This is a genomic window from Clostridium estertheticum (assembly GCF_011065935.2).
GTDB lineage: Bacteria > Bacillota > Clostridia > Clostridiales > Clostridiaceae > Clostridium_AD > Clostridium_AD estertheticum_A.
The window spans coordinates 3,140,937-3,165,291 of record NZ_JAAMNH020000001.1 but is presented as its reverse complement, the minus strand read 5'-3'; the positions used below and the strand labels follow the sequence as shown (position 1 = coordinate 3,165,291).

The following is a 24,355-nucleotide window of genomic DNA, read 5'->3' as shown; positions in this document are numbered from 1 at the left end:
GTGAAACTATGAATAATAAATCTTTAAGCGTTTTAGAATATTATAAAATTAAAGATAAAATTAAAGAATATACCCATACTACAGCTGGCAAGGATATTATAGAAAAATTAGAACCCTACACCAATATTTATGAAGTACGCGAACACCTGCAGGAAACTAATGAGGCACTATTACTTTTATCAAAAAAAGGGAGTGCACCTTTTGAAGGGATATATGATGTTCGTGATGCTATAAGCAGGGCATCTAAAGGGGCTTCACTTATGCCAACGCAACTCCTTAGAATAGCTCAAATGCTTAGATGTGCTAGATTATTTCAGAATTATGTTGGTAACAAAGGGGGCGAAACTTCTAGAGTCTTAGAGGATATATGTATCGGAATTGTTCCAATAAAAAAGCTAGAAGATGAAATTTTTATAGCTATAATAAGTGATGATGAAATTTCAGATAGGGCTAGTAGTCTGCTTTTTAATCTAAGGAAATCACTAAAAGAAAAGAATGCTTCCGTAAAAGAAAAGGTAAATTCACTAGTTAGATCTAATGCAAAATATCTTCAAGAAAGTCTTTATACTATAAGAGGGGACCGATATGTAATTCCTGTTAAAATAGAACATAAAAGCAGTGTTCCGGGTATTGTTCATGACCAGAGTTCCTCAGGAGCCACATTATTCATTGAACCAATGAGTTTAGTGAATTTAAACAACGAAATCAAAGAAATCATGTTAAAGGAAAAAGCTGAGGTTGAAAGGATTTTAGCTGAATTATCCTATAAGGTATATGAAAATATAAATATTGTTACAAACAATGCTAATATAGTATGGGAATTAGATTTTATTTTTGCTAAAGCAAGATATGCAATAGAAATTAATGCTATAATCCCTAATGTGAATGATGAAGGGATAGTAGATATAATTGAGGCTAGGCATCCGTTGATAGACCCTAAAGTAGTAGTGCCAAGTAATATTTATTTAGGAAGAGGATTTACATCACTAGTAATAACAGGACCAAATACTGGTGGTAAAACTGTAACTTTAAAAACTGTAGGTTTAATCCAGTTAATGGCTATGAGTGGGATTTTAATTCCAGCTAGAGATGGCTCCGCGGTAAGTTTTTTCAATGAAATTTTCGCAGATATAGGTGATGAGCAAAGTATAGAACAAAGCCTATCTACTTTTTCCTCTCATATGACAAATATAGTAAATATAATTGAAAAAGCAGATAAAAAAACCTTGGCTCTATTTGATGAATTAGGAGCAGGAACTGATCCCACAGAGGGAGCAGCTCTTGCTGTATCAATTCTAGAAAATTTAAGAGCAAGAGGGACAAAAGTAGTCGCAACTACACATTATAGTGAATTAAAAGGATATGCACTAAAAACCACAGGGGTAGAAAATGCTTCTGTAGAATTTAATGTGGACACCTTAAGTCCTACTTACAGACTAATAATTGGAGTGCCAGGTAAATCCAATGCTTTTGAGATTTCTAAAAGGTTAGGTTTACCTGATTATATTATTAAAAATGCTAGAGAAAATATTTCTAAAGAAACATTAGAGTTTGAAGAATTAGTTCAAAGTCTACAAGAAAAGAGCATAAAGGCAGAAAGAGATGCTAGGATGGCAGAAGTTTTGAAACTAGAGGCTAGTAAGTTAAAGGATAAATATCAGGAAAAATTATATAAACTTGAAAACATTAGAGAAAATGCAATGTATGATGCCCAAAGAGAAGCAAAGAGACTGATAAGAAATGCCAAAGAAGAATCTGATGTAATTCTCAAAAATATGAGAGAACTAGAAAAATTGGGTTATCCATCTGAAGCAAGGCAAAAGCTTGAAGAGGAAAGAACGAAAATAAAAGATAAGCTTGAAAGCTTAGATGAGAATATACAAAAGAATAAAGAAGAAGTAGGAGAAAAGCTAAAAACTGTAAAAGAGGGAGAAGAAGTATATTTACCATCTCTCAACCAAAAGGTTATTGTACTTACTAAACCGGATAACAGAGGTGAATTACAGGTTCAAGCTGGTATTATGAAGATAAATGTTAAACTAGATGAGCTACGCAAATCAAAGGTTACGGAGGAAGATAAGAAAAGGGCAAAGATTAATAAGAGGGAACTGAAACTAAATTTAAAAAATGTTTCCACCTCCGTAGATTTAAGAGGTATGGATTCGGAAGAAGCTATATATACTGTTGATAAATATTTAGATGATGCTTATTTAGGGGGACTTAAAGAAGTTACCATTATCCACGGTAAAGGTACAGGAGTTCTAAGAAATACTATTACAGATATGCTAAAGAGACATGGTCATGCTAAAGCTTATAGATTGGGAAATTATGGTGAGGGTGGTAGCGGAGTTACTGTAGTAGAACTTAAATAGCTCGACCTTAATTTACAGCTTGATAAAGGAGGGCAAGGTTATGATTATTGTAAGTGCTTGTTTATGTGGTATTAATTGTAAGTATAATGGAGGCAATAATTTAGATGTAAGGGTTCTTAAATTAATGCAAGAAGGAAAAGCAATACCTGTTTGTCCAGAACAACTAGGGGGTATGCAAACTCCTAGGACTCCTCGTGAAATTGTAAAAGGCAATGGAGAGGATGTATTAATGGGTAAAGCAAGAATTCTTGGATCAGAAGGTGATGATGTAACTTCAGAGTTTATAAAAGGTGCTTATGAAACACTAAAAATTGCAGTAGAAGTTTCTGCTAGTATTGCCATTTTAAAAGCAGGAAGCCCCTCTTGCGGAGTAACACAAATATACGACGGAACTTTCAGTAGGACTAAAAGATCCGGTAATGGAGTTACTGCGCAGTTATTAATATCCAGAGGAATAAAAGTTTATACAGAAGAAAATTTAGATAGAGTAAAATTTGACTAAGGGGGAAATAAGACATGAATTATAAAGATGTTTTAAGAGAAGCTAAAGGTAATTTAAATAAAAGCTGCAGAGTTTGTCCTATATGTAATGGAGTTGCTTGTGCTGGTGAAGTACCTGGAATGGGTGGAAAAGGAACTGGAGATGCTTTCAAAATAAATATAGAAGCACTTAGTACTTATAAACTTAATATGAGAACCATACATGATGCAAAAAATCCAGACACCTCCACAGAATTATTTGGGAGAAAAATGGATATGCCTGTGTTTGCTGCACCAATATCAGGCACAACCTTAAATATGGGTGGCAAATTTACTGAAGAAGAGTATATATCTTGGGTTATAAGTGGATGCCTCTCCGGAGGGATTTTCCCAATGGTTGGAGATACTGCTGTAGATTCTTTTCTTACAACTAATCTTGAACAATTAGAAAAACAAGGTGGAAATGGAATTGCAATACTAAAGCCTTGGGAAAATGCAAATGTTATAGAAAAAATTAAATCAGCAGAAAAGGCAGGTGCCTTTGCTATAGGTATGGATATAGATGCTTGTGGTCTTATTACCTTAGCCCTTGCTGGTAAACCAGTTATGCCTAAAACTGTAGAAGAGATTAAAGAAATTGTTGCATCCACAAAGCTTCCATTTATTCTTAAGGGGATAATGACACCAGATGAAGCAAAACTTGCAGTAGAAGCAGGAGTAGCTGCAATTGTAGTGTCAAATCATGGGGGAAGAGTATTAGACCAAACTCCCGGCGTAGCGGATGTTCTTAAGGGGATTGCAAGTGAAGTTAAGGGGAAAGTAATTATTTTAGCTGATGGCGGAGTTCGAAGTGGTGCAGATATACTTAAAATGCTAGCACTAGGTGCAGATGCTGTTCTTATTGGTAGACCATTTGTAGTGGCTTCATTTGGTGGTAAGGCGGAGGGTGTGAAATCTTACATTGAATTTCTTAAAGGTGAATTAAAATCAGCTATGGTACTTACAGGTTGCAAATCTATAAAACATGTTAATAATAGAATTTTATACTAAATTTAACACAAAGCCACAGAAATATTGTGGCTTTTTTTGATTTATTCCAATTCCTTTAGCAGGTTGAATTGACAAATTAAATTCATGCATTATACTAAAATTATGAATATTTAAATTTTTTCAATAAAGATGCAGGGGGTCTTAGAAATGTTTAATAATATTAATGAAGTACAAGAATTTATAAAGGAAAATAATATTAAATTTATAGATTTTAAAGTAGTAACACTACCAGGTCGATGGAATCATTTAACTATACCAGTTGAAAGACTATCAGAAAAGACTTTTTCTGAAGGAATAGGCTTTGACGGATCAAGCTATGGGTATTCTACTATAGAGGATTCAGATATGAGATTTCTTCCTGATATGACTACAGCTTTTGTTGATCCTTATTGCAAAATACCAACTTTGAGTATGATTGCAAATATGTACACTCTTGGTAAAAACGAAGGAAGATTTTCAGGTGATCCAAGATTTATAGCTGAAAAAGCAGAAAAACACATGAGAGACCTGGGAATAGCTGATGAATACGTAATAGGACCAGAATTTGAGTTTTATATATTTGACCATATAAATTTTGAAGTTACAAGTCATCATCAAGAGGTTTTCATAGATTCTAAGCAAGCCCCCTGGAATACTAACAATAAAGAGGAGAATTTTGGATATAAAGCACCTTTCCAAAAAAGTTACCATTTAGGGTTACCCTACGATCTTAATAATGATCTAAGAAGTGAAATGTGTTTAAAATTAGAAGAGATGGGTATACCTGTGAAATACCATCACCATGAAGTAGGATCCGCTGGTCAACTTGAAATAGAGGTTGAATTAGAGAAAATGAGTAAAATGGCTGATGCTACAATGATGGCAAAATATCTAATTAAAAATGAAGCTGTAGCTCACGGCAAAACTGCTACGTTTATGCCTAAGCCATTATTTGGAGAAGCGGGAAGTGGAATGCATGTTCATATGCTTTTAAGAAAAAATGGAAAAAACCTTTTCTTTGATGAAAATGGATATTCTCAAATGAGTGAAACTGCGTTATATTTTATTGGTGGAATATTAAAGCATTCTAAAGCATTACTTGCATTTACAAATCCCTCAACTAATTCTTATAAAAGATTAGTACCTGGCTTTGAAGCACCAGTGTCAATTTGTTTTGCTACAGGAAATAGAAGTGCAGTAATAAGAATTCCTGGATATGTTAAAGACCCTGAAACTAGAAGATTTGAATTTAGACCATCAGATGGTACAGCAAATCCATACTTAGCATATTCTGCAATACTTATGGCTGGTATTGATGGTATAGAGAATAAAATCTGTCCAACTGAAGAAGGTTTTGGACCATATGATGTAAACGTTTTTGACTTGCCAGCGGAAGAAAGAGATAAAATTCAAGTATTACCAAGATCTTTAGAAGAAGCACTTGAAGAACTTAAAAAAGATTCTAGCTTCTTATTAAAAGGTGGAGTATTTGATCAGCATTTTATTAATACTTGGATTAAGTTCAAATATGAAAAGGAAATAAAAAAGGTATTGCCAGTTCCATCACCAATAGAATTTCAGTTGTACTATGATTTATAGTTTTTAATAATAAAGCACAAATAATTAATACTATAGATGTTAAGAGAAAGGGGTTAGATTATGATTAAAAGACTTGATGAGTTAATTGAACTTGCTATAGGCAAAGATAAAAAAATATTATCAGTAGCAGTAGCACAAGACAGTATAGTTTTAAAGGCTGTGGTAGAAGCAGTTAAACTACAAATTGTTGATGCAATACTAGTTGGGGATGAGGATAAAATAGTTGAAATTGCATCTTCAGAAAATTTAAGTCTTGAAGGTATTAGAATTGTAAATGAAAAAAACACGATAAAAGCTGCTGCAAAAGCTGTAGAACTTGTATCGAGTGGTGAGGCTCATTTCATTATGAAAGGGATGCTTGGTACTTCTGACTTATTAAAAGCAGTGCTAAACAAAGAAGCTAACTTAAGAGGCAGTGGACTTTTATCACACGTTATGGTTTATGATGTGCCTGTTTACCACAAATTATTGTTTTTAACTGATGGAGGTATGGTTACCTGCCCTGAACTAAAAGAAAAAATTGAAATAATTAATAATGCGGTAGTGGTAGCACATGCTTTGCAAATAGATATTCCAAAGGTTGCGCCTATCTGCGCTGTGGAAGTTATTAATCCTTCAATGCAGGCAACCATAGATGCTGCGGCACTATCACTAATGAATAAAAGAGGGCAAATAAAGGGTTGTTTAATTGATGGTCCGTTGGGTCTAGATAATGCAATTTCAAAGGAGGCTGCAGAGCACAAGGGTATTATTAGCGATGTAGCTGGGGATAGTGACATTTTACTTGTACCAAATATAGAGGCTGGAAACTTTTTAGGTAAATCGCTTACTTACTTTGCAAAAGCTGAAAGTGCGGGCATTATAGTAGGAGCAAAATGTCCAGTTGTATTGGTTTCCAGGGCTGATAGCGCAAAATCAAAATTATATTCTATAGCTCTAGGAGCAGTGGTAGTTTAAAAATCAAGGGGCTAAACAATTGATAATTGTTTAGTGACCGTGAGGAATTCAAGGGGGGAAATAATATATGAAAAAAGTAATAATGTCAGGTAATGAGGCAATTGCAAGAGGTGCCTATGAAGGTGGATGCCATATAGCATCAGCTTATCCAGGAACACCTAGTACAGAAATACTTGAAAATCTAGCGAAATATGAAGGCGTTTATGCAGAATGGGCACCTAATGAAAAAGTAGCATTCGAAGTTGCAGCGGGTGCATCTATTGGTGGAGCAAGAACACTCACTACTATGAAACATGTTGGATTAAATGTAGCTGCTGACCCACTATTTACAATGGCTTATGAAGGCGTTAACGGAGGTTTTGTTGTAGTTACAGCAGATGATCCTGGAATGCATTCCTCTCAAAATGAGCAGGATAATAGGTACTATGCACCACATGCTAAAGTAGCAATGGTAGAACCATCTGATTCACAAGAATGCTTAGACTATATGAAAGCAGCTTATGAAATTAGTGAAAAATTTGATACTCTTATCTTATTTAGAGTTACTACAAGAGTATGTCATTCTAAATCTGCACTAGAGCTTGGAGAAAAAAAATCAGTAGCAGTAAAACCCTACGAGAAGAATGTTAAGAAGTATATTATGACACCAGCACATTCAAAGGCTAAACATTATGAAGTAGAAGAAAGATTAGAAGCATTAAGACAATATTCTAATGCTTCGCCTTTAAATAGAATAGAATTGGGGAATACTAAAATAGGAATAATCACCAGTGGTATTTCTTATCAATACTCTAAAGAAGTTTTTGGAGATAAAGCGTCTTACTTAAAAATAGGAATGAGCTATCCACTTCCAGATGAAATGATTAAAGAATTCGCAACTAAGGTTGAAAAACTTTATATAATAGAAGAAAATGATCCTTATTTGGAAACTGAAATTAAAGCAATGGGAATTGACTGCATAGGGAAAGAAATAATTCCTATTTGTGATGAATTAAACCCTGACATAATACGAAAAGCTATTTTAGGTGAAGTTAACAATCTTACTTATTCAACAGATGTAAAAGCTCCATCAAGGCCACCAGTATTATGCCCAGGTTGCCCACATAGAGGAATTTTTTATCAAGTATCTAAATACAAAGATATAATATCATCTGGTGATATAGGCTGCTATACATTAGGAATGGTAGACCCTCTTAATGTAACAGATACAGTTATATGTATGGGAGCTTCAATTTCTGCAGGTACAGGTATTGAAAGAGCCAATATGGTAGCTAATAGAGATGATAAAAAAGTTTTTGCTTTCATTGGAGACTCAACTTTCTTCCATTCAGGAATAACAGGTCTTATAAATACAGTATATAATAATACTCCAATAGTTACTTGTATTTTAGATAATAGAATTACTGGTATGACAGGACATCAAGAAAATCCTGGTACTGGAAAAACCCTTCAAGGAACGCCTGCACCAATGATTGATATTGAAAAGTTAGTTCTTGCCTGTGGTATTAAACCAGAAAATATAAGAGTAGTAGATCCATATAAACTAGAGGAGACGAAGCGGGCAGTAAAGGAAGCACATGATAGTACAGAGCCATTTGTAATAATAACAAAACAACCTTGTGCATTAATTAAGGATGTACTTAAAGCTAGAGCAGGAATCAAATGTATTATTGATCAAGAAAAATGTAAAAAGTGTAAGACTTGTTTAAAAACAGGTTGCCCAGCATTAAGATTCCGAGATGGAGTTGTAAGTATAGATAGCTCCATGTGTAATGGATGCGGATTATGCAAACAAGTATGCCCATTTAAAGCTATAGAAAAGGTTGGTGAATAATTATGTGCGAAAGTAAAAATGTATTATTTGTAGGTGTAGGTGGACAAGGAACTATTCTAGCATCTAAAATATTGACAGAAGGACTTTTAAAAAGTGGATATGATGTAAAAATGTCAGAAGTTCATGGCATGGCTCAAAGAGGAGGGAGTGTTACTACACAAGTAAGGTTTGGAGAAAAGGTCTATTCACCACTAATAGAAAAAGGTAAAGTAGATGTAATAGTATCTTTTGAAAAAAGTGAAGCGGCTAGATACTTACCTTACTTAAAGAAAGATGGATATATTGTAGTTAATGATTATGAAATACATCCAGTACCAGTCTTAACCGGTAAAGAAAAATATCCTGAGAATGTAAACGAAAGATTAACTGAGGTGGTTCATAACGTAGTAGTTATTAATGCTGCTGAAATTGCTAAAAATCTTGGTAATATTAAAGCGCAAAATGTAGTTCTCCTAGGAGCTACAATTAAAGTGCTTAAATTAGAAAATATAAACTGGGAGGAAGTTATTAGTGATATAGTGCCTCCAAAAGCTATAGAAATAAATAGGAAGGCATTTAGTGCAGGTATGAATGTTAAGTAATTATCCTAGCAACTTTAGTGAATTTTTAATAAGAAATAAGAGCTTTGAGTTAAAGCTCTTATTTCTTATTTTTCATTGTAACTTAGCGAATAATGCAACTTATATATTTAAGATAGCTCGCTAAGTAGAAAATTGTATATTTTTGTGGGATATTTCTAAAAATTTGTTATAATATAAATAAAGACTGTAGCAAGGGGCAAAACAACGGATAATTGTTTTGTACGTAAGAGAGCGACAAGGAGGAATTAAAATGCCAATATACTCACTACCATCTAAAGAAATATTAGAGCACATAAAACAATATACAAGGAAAGGTGAAGTAGCTAAGATATTTACTGCTTTGGAATATAATAATATATTATATAAAGAAATTACATTTTCTAAAAAATTATTTAAAAGTTTTAGAAAAGAAAATTTGGGGTATCTCTATATTAATGAAAAGAATGAAATTATAAGTGAAAAATCACTACAAGAAAGACTGGCAAAACTAGCCTATTTCTCAGAGGTGTTTTATAATACAGAGAGCAGAATCTGCATAGTGAATGCATTTCAAGATAATGGTGCAATTGAAAAGGATAGGAAGGATTATAAATTAGTGGTGGATGGTTTAGATTTCTTAACTAAAGAAGGAATTGTGGACTCAGAACAGGTAAAACAAGTAATTAGTAAATTACCCACTATTAGAAGAAAAAATAATGAAGTATTAAAACAACTTATGGATAAAGCGGGAAATTATAAGACGGAAAAAAAATATTTTAATGCGTATATGCTGGAAGAATTATTGCCAACTTATAGAGAAGCCTTAAGCATAAATTTACAAAAGATAAAATTGATAGATTCTGCTAGAGGATGCTATACAAATATTAAAAAAACTGCAGAAAAGAAGCGAAAACAGATGTCCGTTAGATTTAATCATAAAATAACTGGACCACTAATGAAGATAAGCTATATGATGGGGTATTTTAATAAATTAGTGGAAACTTGTGAAATCATAAGTAAAAAGTCAGATACTGAATATTTTAAGTACTTAAGCGCTATTGAAAAAGAAAGTATTGATTATAGAGTAAAATTAAATAGAAGTAAAAAGAACTCCAATTAATTTGGAGTTCTTTTTACGTTTATTCAACAGTTATATATACAGCATCTTCTTCTCTAACAACTTTTATATATTCAACTTCTGGATCTTCAGTTCCTTGAACATATAACCCAGTGTTTTTTAATTTTTCAACATAATCTATAATCTCTTGTGTTATTCTCTCACCAGGACAAAGTATTGGAATACCAGGTGGATAAGCCATTAAAAATTCTCCACTTATCATGCCAACACTCTTTTTAATTTCTACAGCAGTATTTACACTGTTGAAGGCCTCACGGGGAATTTGAACTTGTTCTGGAATACTAGGTATATCTATAAAATCAGATTTTTTAATGCCTTTGCCATAGTATTCATTGCTTATTTCTCTTAGTGCTGTAAGTAATTTCTCCATGCCTTCTTCTGTATCACCAAAGGAACCAACTGCTAATATGTTATAAAGATCAGATAATTCCATTTGTATATGATATTTGTTAGAAAGTATCATATCTAAGTCATAACCTGTTATACCTAAATCTCTACAGGTTATTGTGATTTTAGTTGGATCAATAGAATAAGCTCCAAAACCATCTAAAACCTCTTCACCAAAACAATAAAGTCCCGGGATTTTATTTACTTCACTTCTTACATAATTAGATAAATCAATAGTTTTATCTAAAAGCTCTTCGCCATGCAATGCAATTTGACGTCTTGCACAATCCAATGAAGCCATTAGTATGTAGGAAGGTGAAGTTGTGTGCATTAAGTTTATTAGTTGCTTAACTCTAGCTGGGTTAACAAGCCTTGAATTAACATGTAGCATAGAGCTCTGAGTTAATGATCCTATAATTTTATGAGTGCTTTGACAACATATATCTGCACCAGCTTCCATTGCAGACATTGGTAATCTATCATTAAATTTAAGATGAGGTCCATGAGCTTCATCTACTATAAGAGGCATGTCATATTCGTGAACTATATCTGCAATGCTCTTAATATCAGTGGAAACTCCGTAATATGTTGGGTTAATTATAAGTACTGCTTTTGCATCTGGATTTTCCTTTAAGGTTGCTTCTACTGTCTCTGGTGAAACTCCATGAGCAACACCAATTTTTTTATCTAGTTCTGGCTGCATATAAACTGGGACAGCACCGGCAAGTATTATTCCGCCGGTTATAGATTTATGAACATTTCTAGGTACAATTATTTTTTCTCCAGATCCAACTACAGACATAATCATCGCTTGAATAGCTCCTGAAGTACCATGAACTGAGAAAAATGAGGCATCAGCGCCATAAGCATCCGCTGCTAATTCTTGAGCCTTTTTAATAGGTCCCGTTGGGTGATGAAAAGAGTCAACAAGTTTAAAAACTGTAACGTCAATTTTAAAAGGGTTATCCCCCATAAAACTTCTAAATTGTTCATCAGCGCCTATTCCTTTTTTATGGCCAGGTACGTGCAGTGGTAAGGTATCTCTGTTAACATATTCCATTAAAGCATCAAATAATGGAGTTTCATTTTGATTTAATCTATACAATTTATACACCCCTTTCAAAAGAATTTATACTAAGGTACATTCAAATAAATTTGGAGTAAGTATACTATTCTATTTATTTTTATGTTCCAAATATTTTAAAATTTTTTTTTAATATATTCATTCAAACAATTTATAATTATAAAGGATAAAATATGCAAATGCAATAATAATTTTAAATTTCCAAATAAAACATATTAAGGCAGTAAAGATTAGTCAACTAAATATATTATACTTTTAAATAGCTATATTATACTTTTAAATAGCTATATTATACTTTTTGTTAGATATCAAAACAAAAGTACTCGGATAACGTGGAACTAGGATATGAGAATAATTCATAATAAAGACACTAAAAATGCCTTCTATTTGTACTGGTATGATAGTATAATATGAGAGAATAATTATAAATTGGAAGGAATGCAAGAAGTAATGTCTGCTCTAGAGGAATTCAAGGAGGGTAATATATGACTTACAGTGACAAATATAAAAGTTGGATTAACTCTAATTCCATAGATTTGGAATTAAAAAAAGAGTTAGAACAGTTAATAGATGAAAACGAAATTGAAGATAGATTTTATAAAGATTTAGAATTTGGTACAGGAGGACTTAGAGGAGTAATGGGTGCAGGAACAAATAGAATGAATATACACACCATTGGTAAAGCTACTCAAGGTTTAGCAGAATACCTAAACTTAAAATATAAGGGAGATATATCGGTTTGCATAGCCTATGATTCAAGAAATATGTCAAAGAAATTTGCACGAGCTGCCGCAATGACTCTATGCGCTAATGGTATTTTTGTTAATTTATTTGACAAGTTAACACCAACTCCAATTTTATCTTATGCAGTGCGAGAACTAAAAAGTAAGGCGGGGATTGTAATTACTGCATCACATAATCCTAAGCAGTACAACGGCTATAAGGTTTATGGTGATGATGGTGGACAAGTTACTGATGAAGTAGCAAATGAAATTATAACCTGTGCAAAGAGCATAAAAGATTTTTCTAAAGTTAAAACTATGGAAATTTCTATAGCGAAAACAAATGGAATGCTAAAAATTATTGGAGAAAATCTTTATTTATCATACATTGAGAAGGTTAAAAATCTAACTGTGAGAAAAGACTTAATTGCGGAATATGCCAAGGATTTAAAAATCATTTATACTCCGATTCATGGCTCTGGAAATGTGCCTGTGAGAAGAGTTTTAAGAGAACTCGGTTATGATAATGTTTTTGTAGTAAAGAAGCAAGAAATGCCAAATGGAGACTTTCCAACAGCACCATATCCAAATCCAGAAGATCCGAAGGTTTTTGCATTAGCACTTGAAATGGCAAAAGACATAAATCCAGACATAATTTTTGGTACAGACCCTGATTGTGATCGAATTGGAGTGGTGGTTAAGGATAAAGAGGGGCAATACAGGGTTCTTACAGGAAACCAGACAGGTGTATTATTAAGTAATTATATTTTAAATGCATTGTGTGGAACTAATGAATTGCCTAAAAATGGTGTGATAATAAAGACCATTGTTACAACAGATATGGTAGAGGCTATCACAAAAAAATATAATGTTGAAGTATTAGATGTGCTAACAGGATTTAAATATATTGGAGAAAAAATTAAAGAGTTTGAACTGAGTGGTGAAAAAGAGTTTATATTTGGTTTTGAAGAAAGTTTTGGCTATTTAGCTGGAAATTTTGTACGTGATAAAGATGCTGTAATAGCTGCAATGCTAATTTGTGAAATGACACTTTACTATAAAAATAAAGGAATGAGTTTGTACGATGCACTGATGGACATCTATAGTGAACATGGATTCTATGAGGAAGCTCTAGTTTCGATTGAGCTAAAAGGAAAAGATGGTGCAGAAAAAATAAGTAAGATATTGGAGTATTTAAGATCTTCAATGAAAGATGAACTAGGAAATAACAAAATCGTAAAGAAAATGGACTATAGAGCTAGCTTAGAAGTGGATTTAATAAACCACAAATCGGAAGTAATAGAACTTCCAAAATCAAATGTATTAAAGTTTGTTTTGGAGGATGGGTCTTGGTTTGTAGTAAGGCCTTCTGGCACTGAACCAAAAATGAAAATTTATATATCTGTTAAGGGAAATTCAATAGAAAATACATCTGAAAAAATAATTCAGCTTAAAGAAAATGTTATGTCATTAGTAGATGAAGCATGCAAAATTTAAAAAACTGTTCATTATTTTCGGACCATAATTACCAATAATGTGGTTTACAAATTACCCGCAGTATATTATTCTTATTAAGATTGGTACTTGTAGCATAAATATTTAAGACTATTAGGAAGGTGTAAGCATGGACATCAAAACATATTTTTCGGAAAAATTATCAGCGCTTCTTTTTTTAGAAATTAAGAAGACCAGTAAAATTAATGAATATGTCATTTTAGAGGACATATACTTCCCAGTGAGAACTAATGAGATAATAGAAAAAATAAAGAAAAAAGAGGATTTTGATAATATACCAGTTAATCTATTTATAGAAGGGATGTTTTATGTTCTAGGAGCAGATGAACATTTTAAATATACTGATGAGTATAAAAAAATTATAAATACTATTCCAAGTTCAATAGGATTTATTAAGGGTGTGATTTTTAAAGAAATCCAAAATGAAAATTATGAAGAAGCATATATTATCTTAAAGGGGTTATTAACTATAGAAGAAAATAGTGAAAATTACGATAAGATTTTTCTGTTAGTGGATAAATTAAGATCCACTAATATTATGTTCAAGGGAGAACAATTAGCCCTTGTAGAAAGGGCTAAAAAAATTACTAATTACAGTAATCCATATCTATATGAAGCATTAGTTTTTAATAGTGAAATGGAACATGATGTAGCCTACATTGCCATAAGTAAATATGTGGCAGGTGGTGGAGAGCTAACAACAGAGGTTATTGAACTTAAAAATAACTTAGAAACTATAACAAGTTTTCAAAAGGGAAAAGAGCTAATACCTACGGATCCTAAAGCTGCACTCCAAATTTTTATACCGTTAATGGATGAATTGGGGGATAGACCAGATATATATTACCACACTGCTGTAGCTTATAGAATTTTGCAAAATTATGAGAAGGCTATATACTATTTGAATGAAGCAGTAGCAATTGAAGAAGATTTAATTGAGGTAATAATAGAGTTCGGAATTAACTATGCCTGTCTTGAAAATTACGAACTTGCTATAAGATATTTTAGGGAGGCCTTTGAGGTTACAAAATCCATAGAGGTATGTACAAATCTTGTTATGTGTTATATAAATGTTAAAGATTTTGAATCGGCCAAGCTACATTTAGATATGGCTAAAAAAATAGATCCACTAGATGAAATTGTAATTCAATTAGAAAATCTATTGATGTATTAGTTCAAAATGTAAAAAAAAGAAGATTGTATGGCTGAGTCCACTGTTAAGGATCTTTTTATATTGACTAGTGGTCCTATTCCCCCAAACCCAGCGGTGGTGGAAAAGTAATAGGAATCGTGTTTAATAAAGTTCCGGAGGCTGTAAGTATTTATTATGGAAAATATTACAAAGGGTATTATGATAAAGAGAAGTAGGGATTTAGAGGGTGTAGAATTATGATAGATTTTCACAGTCATATAATCCATGGAATTGATGATGGAGCAAAAAGCTTAGATATGTCTCTTGAAATGGTGAAAATTTCAGAAAATGAAGGGGTAGAATATATTTGTGCTACCCCTCATTTTATAACTGAGGAATTTGAAATTACTAGAGAAAAATACCTTGAAAAACTAGACAGATTAGTTCTAGCCTCTAAGGAAGAAAATTTTAAAATTAAAATTTTAGAAGGACTAGAAATTTATATGCACCCCAATTTACCAAAACTCTATAGTGAAAAGAAAATTTGGGGAATTAATGGATCTAAATATTTACTTATTGAGCTTCCTATGGGACAATTTCCTATGTACACTGAAGATGTGTTTTATGAATTAATGTTACTTGGAGCCAGGCCCATATTAGCCCATCCCGAGAGAAATTTTAAAATTATGAAAAACCATGATTTGGTAATTAATTTAATTAAGCAAGGTGTTCTAATGCAAATTAATACTGGAAGTTTACTGGGTGACTATGGAAAAGAAGTGAAAAAAACCTCGGAAGAATTTGTAAAAAAGAATATGGTACATATTCTGGGTAGTGATGGGCATAATATTACAAGTAGAAAAACTAGGTTAAAAATAGCCTATGAAATAGTAAAAGAAAAAAATCTAGCTACCTATAACTGGATTTTAGAAAATCAAACTAATATTATAAATAATGTATCCACCATGGAGTTTTTAGAATTAAAACAAAAGAAAAAAGGAATTTCATTGTTCAATATTTTTAAATAAATTTTGAATAAAAGTCTACAAATCTTAGAGTATATTGGACATCTGAAAAAATAACAAGTATTCTGACTTGTTATTTTTTTAGATGCCTTAATTGAAGAGTAAAAAAGCCAAATCAAAAGGCTTTTTTTGCTTAATAATACATTTTAATCTTTATTTAAATGTTATTAAAAAAGAAGATGAAAACATTAGAGAAAAGTTATATGCAACAGACATAGTGTGGGCTGATAAACAAACAAAAAACATAAAAGCAATTATGGATAATTTTTCAAATAGTAATTTGTATTTTGATGTTCCTAAATACTTATACTAAATTTGTAATTCAACAAAATTCAAGAACAATTAGCAATTATTAATTGCCGGTTGTCCTTGAATTTTTAATTTTAACCAGAAAAAACAACTATATATTGATAAATTATAAATAAATAGTTAATAAACACCATTAAATTATACAAAAACAAGGTTTTAGGATATAATAATATGTGCAAAGATATCGCATAATAGAAGTATAAAAAAAATGTTGAATAATTTTGGAAATAAGGTAGAATGATTAAGGGGAGTAACAGTGGATTTAAAACTAAATAAAGGATGTGGACTTCATGAAAACTGATAAAAGGGTCTTTGCGGTGGATATTATTTGTATTTTGGCATCATTATATATATCTCTACTATTGAGATTTGATTTTAATATCCCTAGTAAAGACCTTCAATTTTTTAAACTTTCAATTATTCCAGTGCTAATTTTAATAATAGGCTTTAATAAAATATTTGGATTGTACCGAAGTATATGGAAATATGCTTCTATAGAGGAATTGTTCTCTATAGTATATTCCATATCACTCGCAAATATAGTGTTTGTAATTTATAGTTATTTAGTTAGTTTTATCTTATTTAAAAGTGAGTATTTTAGGTTCCCATTTACTGTGCATATAATATTTTGGCTTCTATGTGTAATTACCCTAGGTGGAATTAGAATTATATATAGGATATCAGAGCAAAAAAAGGGAGAAAATAAACAGTGTGATAAGAACGTAAACATTCTTATTATAGGTGCCGGCGATGCAGGTGCACTTCTAGTAAAAGAGATTAGTAAGCATAGTGAACTTAAATATTATGTTGTTGGATTAATTGATGATGATCTATCTAAAAAGGATAAAATAATCAATGGTATTAAAGTATTAGGTGGTAGAGATAAGATAATTTCAATCTGCCATCAGCAATCCGTTGAGGAAATAATTATTACCATGCCTTCAGCAGATTTTAAAACTAAAACAGAAATACTAAACATCTGTAAAAAGACTAAATGTAAGTTAAAAACAATTCCTGGTATTTATGAAATTGTGGACGAAAAAGTAAACATTAGTGAGCTTCGCGATGTAAACATTGAGGATCTTTTAGGAAGAGATCCAGTTAAATTAAGCACCGAAGATATTGATAAATATATTAAAGGTAAAACAATATTAGTTACAGGTGGTGGGGGCTCTATAGGTTCCGAATTATGCAGGCAAATTGCTAAATTTAAGCCTGGAAAACTAGTAGTTTTAGATATTTACGAAAACAATGCCTATGACTTACAGATGGAACTTAACTATGAGTTTCCGCAGTTAAATAAAGAATTCATTATTGCATCTGTTAGAGATATTGATAGATTAAAAGAAATTTTTGAAAGCAACAAACCAGATGTAGTATTTCATGCGGCCGCTCATAAACATGTGCCACTTATGGAGAAAAATCCAGCAGAGGCCATTAAGAATAATGTACTAGGAACTTATAATGTGGTAAAATGTAGTCATGAATTTGGGGTAAAAAGGTTTGTTCAAATTAGCACTGATAAAGCAGTGAATCCTACAAACATTATGGGAGCTACTAAGAGATTTTGTGAGCTCATAATTCAAGCCTTTGACACAATTAGTGATACTGAATATGTGGCTGTAAGATTTGGTAATGTTTTAGGAAGCAATGGTTCAGTAATCCCATTATTTAAAAAACAGATTGCCCATGGGGGACCAGTAACAGTTATGCACCCTGATATAAATAGATTCTTTATGACAATACCTGAAGCCGCGCAATTAGTTATTCAAGCTGGAGGAATGGCAAAAGGTGGAGAAATATTTGTTCTGGATATGGGAGAACCTGTAAAAATAGTTGATTTAGCCAGAGATTTAATAACTCTATCAGGACTTGAACCAGATGTAGATATAATGATTGAATTTATTGGACTAAGGCCGGGAGAAAAACTTTATGAAGAGCTTCTGATGGATGAGGTAGCTTTAACATCCACTTCACATAATAAAATTTACGTTGAAAAACCTATTGGAAATGATATAGATTTTATTGAAAAATCTATTGAGGATTTTAGAAATGTGGTGGGAAGAGATAAAGAAGCTGTATTTGCTTTAATGGAAGAAAAAGTTCCTACGTATAAAAGAAAGAGCAACTAAAAAAAACTATTAAATTAGACCTTTAAGGTTATAGGAGGTAATAAAATGTCTCAATATAAAGACGAATTATTGTTAAAATTAAAAAACAAAACAGCTAAACTTGGTGTAGTAGGTCTCGGTTATGTGGGATTGCCACTAGCTGTAGAAAAGGCTAAGGTAGGATATCAAGTAATAGGCTTTGATGTTCAAGATAAAAAGGTTCAAATGGTAAATGAAGGACATAATTACATTGGTGATATCTTAGATGCAGATTTAACTAGATTAGTAGAAGAAGGAAAACTTAAAGCTACTACTGATTTTAGCTTTGTTGCTAATGTTGATACAGTTTGTATTGCAGTACCTACACCACTAGATTTATATAAGCAACCAGATTTATCTTATGTAGTGGATTCAACTAAAAGTGTAGCTAAGTATTTACATAGGGGAATGCTAGTAGTACTTGAAAGTACAACATATCCAGGAACAACAGAAGAGGTGTTAAAACCAATACTTGAAGAATCAGGTTTAAAATGTGGAGTTGACTTTTTCCTAGCCTTCTCTCCAGAGAGAATTGATCCAGGCAATAAAGAGTTTAATACAAAAAACACTCCAAAAATAGTTGGAGGATGTACCAAAGATTGTACTGAAGTAGCAGGAATGCTATACAGAAGTGTGTTAGAGGGAGATATAATGGAAGTTTCTTCTCCGGCAGTAGCTGAAATGGAAAAAATTCTTGAAAACACTTTCAGAAATGTAAATATAGCGCTAGCGAATGAAATGGCTATTTTGTGTAAAAGAATGAATATTGATATTTGGGAAGTAATAGATGCAGCTAAAACTAAACCTTATGGTTTTATGCCATTTTACCCAGGCCCAGGACTTGGTGGACATTGTATACCACTTGATCCATTCTACCTAGAGTGGAAGGCAAAAGAATTTGATTATCATACGAAATTAATAGAGGCTTCAGGTATAATTAACGATTATATGCCTGAATTTGTCCTTGAAAATGTTATGAAACTTTTAAATGGTCAGAAAAAGGCACTAAACGGAGCAAAAGTTCTTCTTATGGGTGCTGCTTATAAGAAAGATATAGATGATATGAGAGAATCACCAACATTAAAGGTTATTGACCAATTAGTAAAGAATGGTGCTGACATAATAATAAATGATCCCTTTATCCCAAAATTCAGCCATAAGGGCAAAGAATATGTATCTGTAAATTGGGAAAATGAAATAGTGAATGCAGATATAGTAATAATAACAACAGATCATAGTGATTATGATTATGAAAGAATTGTAGCAGAAGCTAGTTTATTATATGACACTAGAAACGCTACAAAGTTTGTTGTAAATAATAGAGAAAAAATTAATAAACTTTAATTAAAGTAATATAAAATTATGGCATGCAAGCATTGTAAACTATTTTATAATGTTGCATGCCATAATTATAGCAAATCATCAAGGAGGAATTTAAATGAAAAAAGTAAAGGTAGCAATAATAGGATGTGGAAGAATATCTTACAAACATGTAGAGGCTATAACTCAAAATAAATCAGAAATTCAGCTTGTTGCAGTTTGTGATGTGGTAGAAGCTAATGCTATTTCTAAAAAAGATGAGTACATAAAGGCACTGGGAGAAAATGCAGATGTAAAAGTTTATACGGATTATAAAGAAATGCTTGAGAGTGCAGATATAGATATGGTTTCTATAGCTACTGAAAGTGGATATCATCCAGAAATAGCTATATATTGTATGAATCTTGGGAAACATGTACTTGTAGAAAAACCAATGGCTCTATCTACTCAAGATGCAGATAGAATGATTGAATGTGCAAGTAAAAATAATGTAAAGCTTTGTGTTAGTCACCAAAACAGATTTAATGAGCCAATACAAAAGTTAAGAGCTGCTGTAGAAGCAAATAGATTCGGAAAATTAATTAATGGAACAGCAAGAATTCTTTGGAATAGAAATATGGGATACTATCAGCAAGCACCTTGGAGAGGAACATGGGATCTCGACGGTGGTACACTAATGAATCAATGTATTCATAATATTGATTTATTACAATGGATGATGGGTGGAGAAATAGACACTGTTTATGCTCAGTGTGATACCTTCCTTCGAGATATAGAAGCTGAGGATTTTGGAGCAATAATGATAAGATTTAAAAATGGTGCTATAGGTATAATTGAAGGCTCTGCTTGCGTATATCCTAAAAATTTAGAAGAAACATTAAGCATTTTTGGTGAAACAGGTACGGTTTGTATTGGAGGACTTGCAGTTAATTCTATAGAAACTTGGAAATTTGGAGATAATGTGGATACTGAGGAAGAAATATTAAGTCAGCAAAAGGGAGACCCAGATTCAGTATATGGCTTCGGACATACTCCACTATATAAAGATATGATAGATGCTATAAATATGGATAGACAACCTCTTATAAATGGAGAACAAGGTAAAAAAGGTATGTCTATAATACTTGCGGCATATAAATCGAGACTTACAGGGCTTCCAGTTAAATTCCCAATGGGAGATTTCTCAACACTCGAAATGAAGAAATAATTTTAGAAATATCATATGAAAAGGGGTTATTTTCATGAATTATGTTTCAGAGAAAAGCAAATTGGGCAACAATGTAACAATGGGACATTTTGTTGTAATAGATGATGATGTGGTAATAGGCGCTAATTGTATTATTGGCAGTAATGTGGTTATTCACCTAGGAACTATTATTTCTGACAATGTTAGAATAGATGATAATACTATAATAGGTAAACAACCTATGAGGTCCGTAAACAGTATTTTCAAAGATGAAGAAAAATTGCTTCCTGCTAAAATAAGCGAAGGTTGTCTTATAGGGGCAGGTGTGATAATTTACTGCGGCTGCGAAATTGGAGACAAAACACTTATTGCTGACACCGCTGTAATAAGAGAAAATGTAACCGTAGGCTCAAAAACAATTATTGGTCGCGGAACAACTATTGAAAATTTCTGCAGCGTTGGGTCTAACTGCAAAATACAAACTAATGTATATTTAACAGCTTATTCGCAGGTTGAGGATTATGTATTTATTGCCCCTTGTGTTACAACTTCTAATGATAATTATGCAGCCCGTTCTAAGGAAAGGTTTGGAAAATTTAAAGGAGTAACTATAAAAAAAGGTGGCAGAATTGGAGCCGGAGCTGTTATCTTGCCTGGCAAAATCATACACGAAGATGCTTTAGTGGCAGCGGGAAGTGTAGTTACTAAAGACGTGGAAGCAGGCAAAATTGTAGTTGGAAATCCAGCTAAAGTGCTTCGAGCTGTACCAGCTGATCAATTGCTTAAAAATCAATAAAGGATGTAAATATGGGAAATTTTAATTTTAGAAATTTAGAGAAAAATGAATATGAAATGTGGGACGCATTTGTAGATAAATCTCCCCAAGGTTGTATATTTGCTAAAAGCTTCTGGCTAGATGCAGTAGGTTCAAAGTATAATATACTAGGGTGCTTTGATAAAGGAGATAGAATGGTGGCAGGGATGCCCATAACTCAAAATGAAAATGGATATATAACTATGCCGAAGCTTACCCAAACCCTGGGCATAGTTTTTACTGATTTCTCAGAAATGAAGTATGTAAAGAGAATCTCTAAAGAAAAAGATATAATTATGGATTTTGTGGATAACATTCCTAAATTCAAAAATTTTGATTGTTCATTTCACTATAACTTTACTAACTGGATGCCATTTATGTGGAAGGGTTATAACGAGCAAACCAGGTACACTTACGTAATAGAAGATATTCAAAATATGGAAGTGGTAAGAGGTGAGTTTGCAGATAAAACTAAGTCAGTTATAAATAAAGCAATAGGTCAGAATCTAAAGGTTGTTGATAACTTGACTCTTTCAGATATGTATAGTATGCTGAGAAAAACTTTTGAAAGGCAAAATATGCGAGTACCTTTTGATTTTGAGTGGTTTAAAAGCTTTGATGCTATAATAAATAAAAACAATTCAAGAAAAATGTTTTTCACAATGGATGCACAAAATAATCTTCATGCTGCATTATATCTTGTGTATGATAAAAACTGTGCTTATTATCTATTGGGTGGTGCAGATCCTAAATTTAGAAGCAGTGGAGCCATGTATTTAAATGTGTTTGAAGCTATCAAATATTCTGCGGGCTTTACTGATAAATTTGATTTTGAAGGTTCAGTAGTACCACAAATAGAAAGCATGTTTCGTTCCTTTGGGGCTACGCAAAAACAATACTTCAGAATAATTAAAAATAAATCAATTATGCTAAATTTAAAACAAGACATAAGAAAATATGGAAAAATCATACTTAAAAGGGGATAATCATGTATAAGAATAAAAGATTTCTTGCTGTTATTCCAGCAAGAGGTGGTTCAAAAGGTATACCAAATAAGAACATAATGGCTATATGTGGTAAACCACTTATAGCTTATACAATAGAAGCAGGGAAGAAATCTAAATACATAGATGAAATAATTGTATCAACAGATAGTGATGTCATAAAGGTAATAGCGCAGCAATATGGTGCTGTGGTTCCTTTTTTAAGACCAGAGGAATTATCAAGTGATAGTGCAAAATCTATAGATGTGGTAATACATGCAATAGATTTTTATAAAAATAATAATATAACTTTTGATTACGTAATATTATTACAGCCAACATCACCCTTAAGAACTTTTGAGCATCTGGATAAAGCTATAGAAAAAATTATTGAGTCTAGCGGAACTTCATTAGTTAGTGTTTGTGAAGCAGAGGAAAATCCTATTCTTATGAGAAATATAGAAAATGATAAATTAAAGGAAGTCATAAGTTTTGAGGGAACAAATCTAAGGCGCCAAGACTTACCTACTTTTTATATATTTAATGGTGCACTATATATAAATTCAACAGATATGCTAGTGGATGAAAAGAAATTTGTTAATGAAGATACAATCCCTTATGTAATGGACAAGGAAAGTTCTGTAGACATTGACACAATGCTAGATGCAAGACTTGTAGAACTGATAATAAAGGAGAGTATGGATGTTTAAAATAGAAAGTAAAATTATAGGTGATGGAAATCCAGCATTTATTATTGCAGAGGCTGGGGTTAATCATAATGGAGATACACATATAGCAAAAAAGCTGGTAGATGAAGCTGTACTTGCGGGAGTTGATGCAATAAAATTTCAGACCTTTAAGACTGAAAAATTAGTCACTGGATATGCAGACATGGCAGAGTATCAAAAGAATAATATTGGCAAAGTTGACTCCCAGTTTAATATGTTAAAGAAACTAGAACTTTCATATGAAAACTTTATAGAAATACAAAAATATTGTATGCACAAGAAAATTATGTTTTTATCTACACCTTTTGATTTTGAAAGCGCTGATTTTTTATTATCTATAGGCATGGAGGCTTTTAAAATAAGTTCAGCGGATTTAACTAATATTCCATTTTTAGAGCATATAGCAAGATTTAATAAACCTATAATTTTATCTTCAGGTATGGCATCACTTTCAGAAATAGAAGATGCAATAAATGCAATTTATTGCATAGGGAATAAAGAAGTAGCAGTGCTCCACTGTACTTCAAATTACCCAGCTAAGCTTGAAAGTGTTAACTTAAACGCCATGAATACTATAAAAAATGCCTTTAAAATTGTGTCGGGGTATTCTGACCACACACAAGGGATAACAGTGCCTATAGCCGCAGCTGCTATGGGAGCAAATATAATTGAAAAGCATTTTACAATAGATAAGGACATGGAAGGACCAGATCATAGTGCATCTCTAAATCCTATAGAGCTAAAAGACATGGTTACAGCTATTAGAAATGTAGAAATAGCACTTGGAAGTGGTATTAAGATGTATAATCCTAGTGAAGTAGATACTGTGAAAGCAGCAAGAAAAAGTATAGTAGCTGCTAGAGATATAAATGCAGGAGAGAGTATAAGTTTAATAGACTTAGATTACAAAAGACCAGGAACTGGACTTTCACCTAAATTTTATTTGGATATTGTTGGTAAAAAAACTAACAGAGATATTAAAATGAATGAGCAAATAGCCTTAAATATGGTGGAATAAAAATGAGCCAAAT

The 24,355-nt window shown here is 32.2% G+C and carries 20 protein-coding genes; 19 read left to right on the top strand and 1 reads right to left on the bottom strand.

Annotated elements, in window-relative coordinates; translation table 11 throughout:
* Positions 1 to 8 precede the first annotated feature (8 nt).
* The 8 genes from G9F72_RS15075 to G9F72_RS15040 all read left to right on the top strand — a co-directional run bounded on the left by G9F72_RS15075 (position 9) and on the right by G9F72_RS15040 (position 9,951).
* Complete coding sequence (locus G9F72_RS15075) at positions 9 to 2,372, top strand: endonuclease MutS2 (RefSeq protein ID WP_164955473.1); 2,364 nt, start codon at positions 9 to 11, stop codon at positions 2,370 to 2,372.
* Between the two features lie 40 nt (positions 2,373 to 2,412).
* A complete protein-coding gene (locus G9F72_RS15070) occupies positions 2,413 to 2,874 on the top strand; it encodes a DUF523 domain-containing protein (protein WP_164955472.1) in 462 nt (153 codons plus the stop codon).
* Between the two features lie 14 nt (positions 2,875 to 2,888).
* Positions 2,889 to 3,902, top strand: coding sequence for an alpha-hydroxy-acid oxidizing protein (locus G9F72_RS15065; protein ID WP_164955471.1), 1,014 nt, complete (start codon positions 2,889 to 2,891; stop codon positions 3,900 to 3,902).
* Between the two features lie 147 nt (positions 3,903 to 4,049).
* Positions 4,050 to 5,480 (top strand): type I glutamate--ammonia ligase, encoded by a 1,431-nt coding sequence (gene glnA / locus G9F72_RS15060; protein WP_164955470.1) that lies wholly within the window; start codon positions 4,050 to 4,052, stop codon positions 5,478 to 5,480.
* A 60-nt stretch (positions 5,481 to 5,540) separates the two neighbouring features.
* Entirely contained in the window at positions 5,541 to 6,437 is an 897-nt protein-coding gene (locus G9F72_RS15055; RefSeq protein WP_164955469.1) for a phosphate butyryltransferase, read from the top strand.
* Between the two features lie 67 nt (positions 6,438 to 6,504).
* Positions 6,505 to 8,271 carry an indolepyruvate ferredoxin oxidoreductase subunit alpha gene (iorA, locus tag G9F72_RS15050; protein WP_164955468.1) on the top strand — a complete coding sequence of 589 codons (1,767 nt, stop codon included), beginning with the start codon at positions 6,505 to 6,507 and terminating at the stop codon, positions 8,269 to 8,271.
* Between the two features lie 2 nt (positions 8,272 to 8,273).
* Complete coding sequence (locus tag G9F72_RS15045; protein ID WP_164955467.1) at positions 8,274 to 8,852, top strand: indolepyruvate oxidoreductase subunit beta; 579 nt, start codon at positions 8,274 to 8,276, stop codon at positions 8,850 to 8,852.
* A gap of 250 nt (positions 8,853 to 9,102) precedes the next feature.
* Positions 9,103 to 9,951 (top strand): hypothetical protein, encoded by an 849-nt coding sequence (locus G9F72_RS15040; protein WP_164955466.1) that lies wholly within the window; start codon positions 9,103 to 9,105, stop codon positions 9,949 to 9,951.
* 19 nt (positions 9,952 to 9,970) lie between these two features.
* Here the strand turns inward: G9F72_RS15040 and G9F72_RS15035 are convergent, their stop codons facing one another.
* A complete protein-coding gene (locus tag G9F72_RS15035) occupies positions 9,971 to 11,461 on the bottom strand; it encodes an aminotransferase class I/II-fold pyridoxal phosphate-dependent enzyme (protein ID WP_164955465.1) in 1,491 nt (496 codons plus the stop codon).
* A 464-nt stretch (positions 11,462 to 11,925) separates the two neighbouring features.
* Between G9F72_RS15035 and G9F72_RS15030 the strand changes: the two genes are divergently transcribed.
* From G9F72_RS15030 to neuB, 11 genes are all read left to right on the top strand, one after another.
* Positions 11,926 to 13,659: a phospho-sugar mutase gene (locus G9F72_RS15030; protein WP_164955464.1), complete on the top strand. Its 1,734-nt coding sequence runs from the start codon at positions 11,926 to 11,928 to the stop codon at positions 13,657 to 13,659.
* Positions 13,660 to 13,786: 127 nt separating this feature from the next.
* Positions 13,787 to 14,851, top strand: coding sequence for a tetratricopeptide repeat protein (locus tag G9F72_RS15025; protein WP_164955463.1), 1,065 nt, complete (start codon positions 13,787 to 13,789; stop codon positions 14,849 to 14,851).
* Positions 14,852 to 15,066: 215 nt separating this feature from the next.
* Positions 15,067 to 15,837 carry a tyrosine-protein phosphatase gene (locus G9F72_RS15020; protein WP_164955462.1) on the top strand — a complete coding sequence of 257 codons (771 nt, stop codon included), beginning with the start codon at positions 15,067 to 15,069 and terminating at the stop codon, positions 15,835 to 15,837.
* 91 nt (positions 15,838 to 15,928) lie between these two features.
* On the top strand, positions 15,929 to 16,147 hold the full coding sequence (locus G9F72_RS15015) for a hypothetical protein (protein ID WP_164955461.1): 219 nt from the start codon (positions 15,929 to 15,931) through the stop codon (positions 16,145 to 16,147).
* Between the two features lie 286 nt (positions 16,148 to 16,433).
* Positions 16,434 to 18,275, top strand: coding sequence for a polysaccharide biosynthesis protein (locus tag G9F72_RS15010; RefSeq protein WP_164955460.1), 1,842 nt, complete (start codon positions 16,434 to 16,436; stop codon positions 18,273 to 18,275).
* Between the two features lie 45 nt (positions 18,276 to 18,320).
* Positions 18,321 to 19,637, top strand: a complete 1,317-nt coding sequence (locus G9F72_RS15005) for a nucleotide sugar dehydrogenase (RefSeq protein WP_164955459.1) — start codon at positions 18,321 to 18,323, stop codon at positions 19,635 to 19,637.
* Positions 19,638 to 19,731: 94 nt separating this feature from the next.
* On the top strand, positions 19,732 to 20,820 hold the full coding sequence (locus tag G9F72_RS15000; RefSeq protein ID WP_164955458.1) for a Gfo/Idh/MocA family protein: 1,089 nt from the start codon (positions 19,732 to 19,734) through the stop codon (positions 20,818 to 20,820).
* A gap of 34 nt (positions 20,821 to 20,854) precedes the next feature.
* A complete protein-coding gene (locus tag G9F72_RS14995) occupies positions 20,855 to 21,595 on the top strand; it encodes an N-acetyltransferase (RefSeq protein ID WP_164955457.1) in 741 nt (246 codons plus the stop codon).
* A gap of 11 nt (positions 21,596 to 21,606) precedes the next feature.
* Complete coding sequence (locus tag G9F72_RS14990; RefSeq protein ID WP_164955456.1) at positions 21,607 to 22,599, top strand: methicillin resistance protein; 993 nt, start codon at positions 21,607 to 21,609, stop codon at positions 22,597 to 22,599.
* Positions 22,600 to 22,601: 2 nt separating this feature from the next.
* Positions 22,602 to 23,306: a cytidylyltransferase domain-containing protein gene (locus G9F72_RS14985; protein WP_164955455.1), complete on the top strand. Its 705-nt coding sequence runs from the start codon at positions 22,602 to 22,604 to the stop codon at positions 23,304 to 23,306.
* Positions 23,299 to 24,342: an N-acetylneuraminate synthase gene (gene neuB / locus G9F72_RS14980; RefSeq protein WP_164955454.1), complete on the top strand. Its 1,044-nt coding sequence runs from the start codon at positions 23,299 to 23,301 to the stop codon at positions 24,340 to 24,342. The genes G9F72_RS14985 and neuB overlap by 8 nt, the downstream gene beginning before the upstream one ends.
* Positions 24,343 to 24,355: the final 13 nt, after the last annotated feature.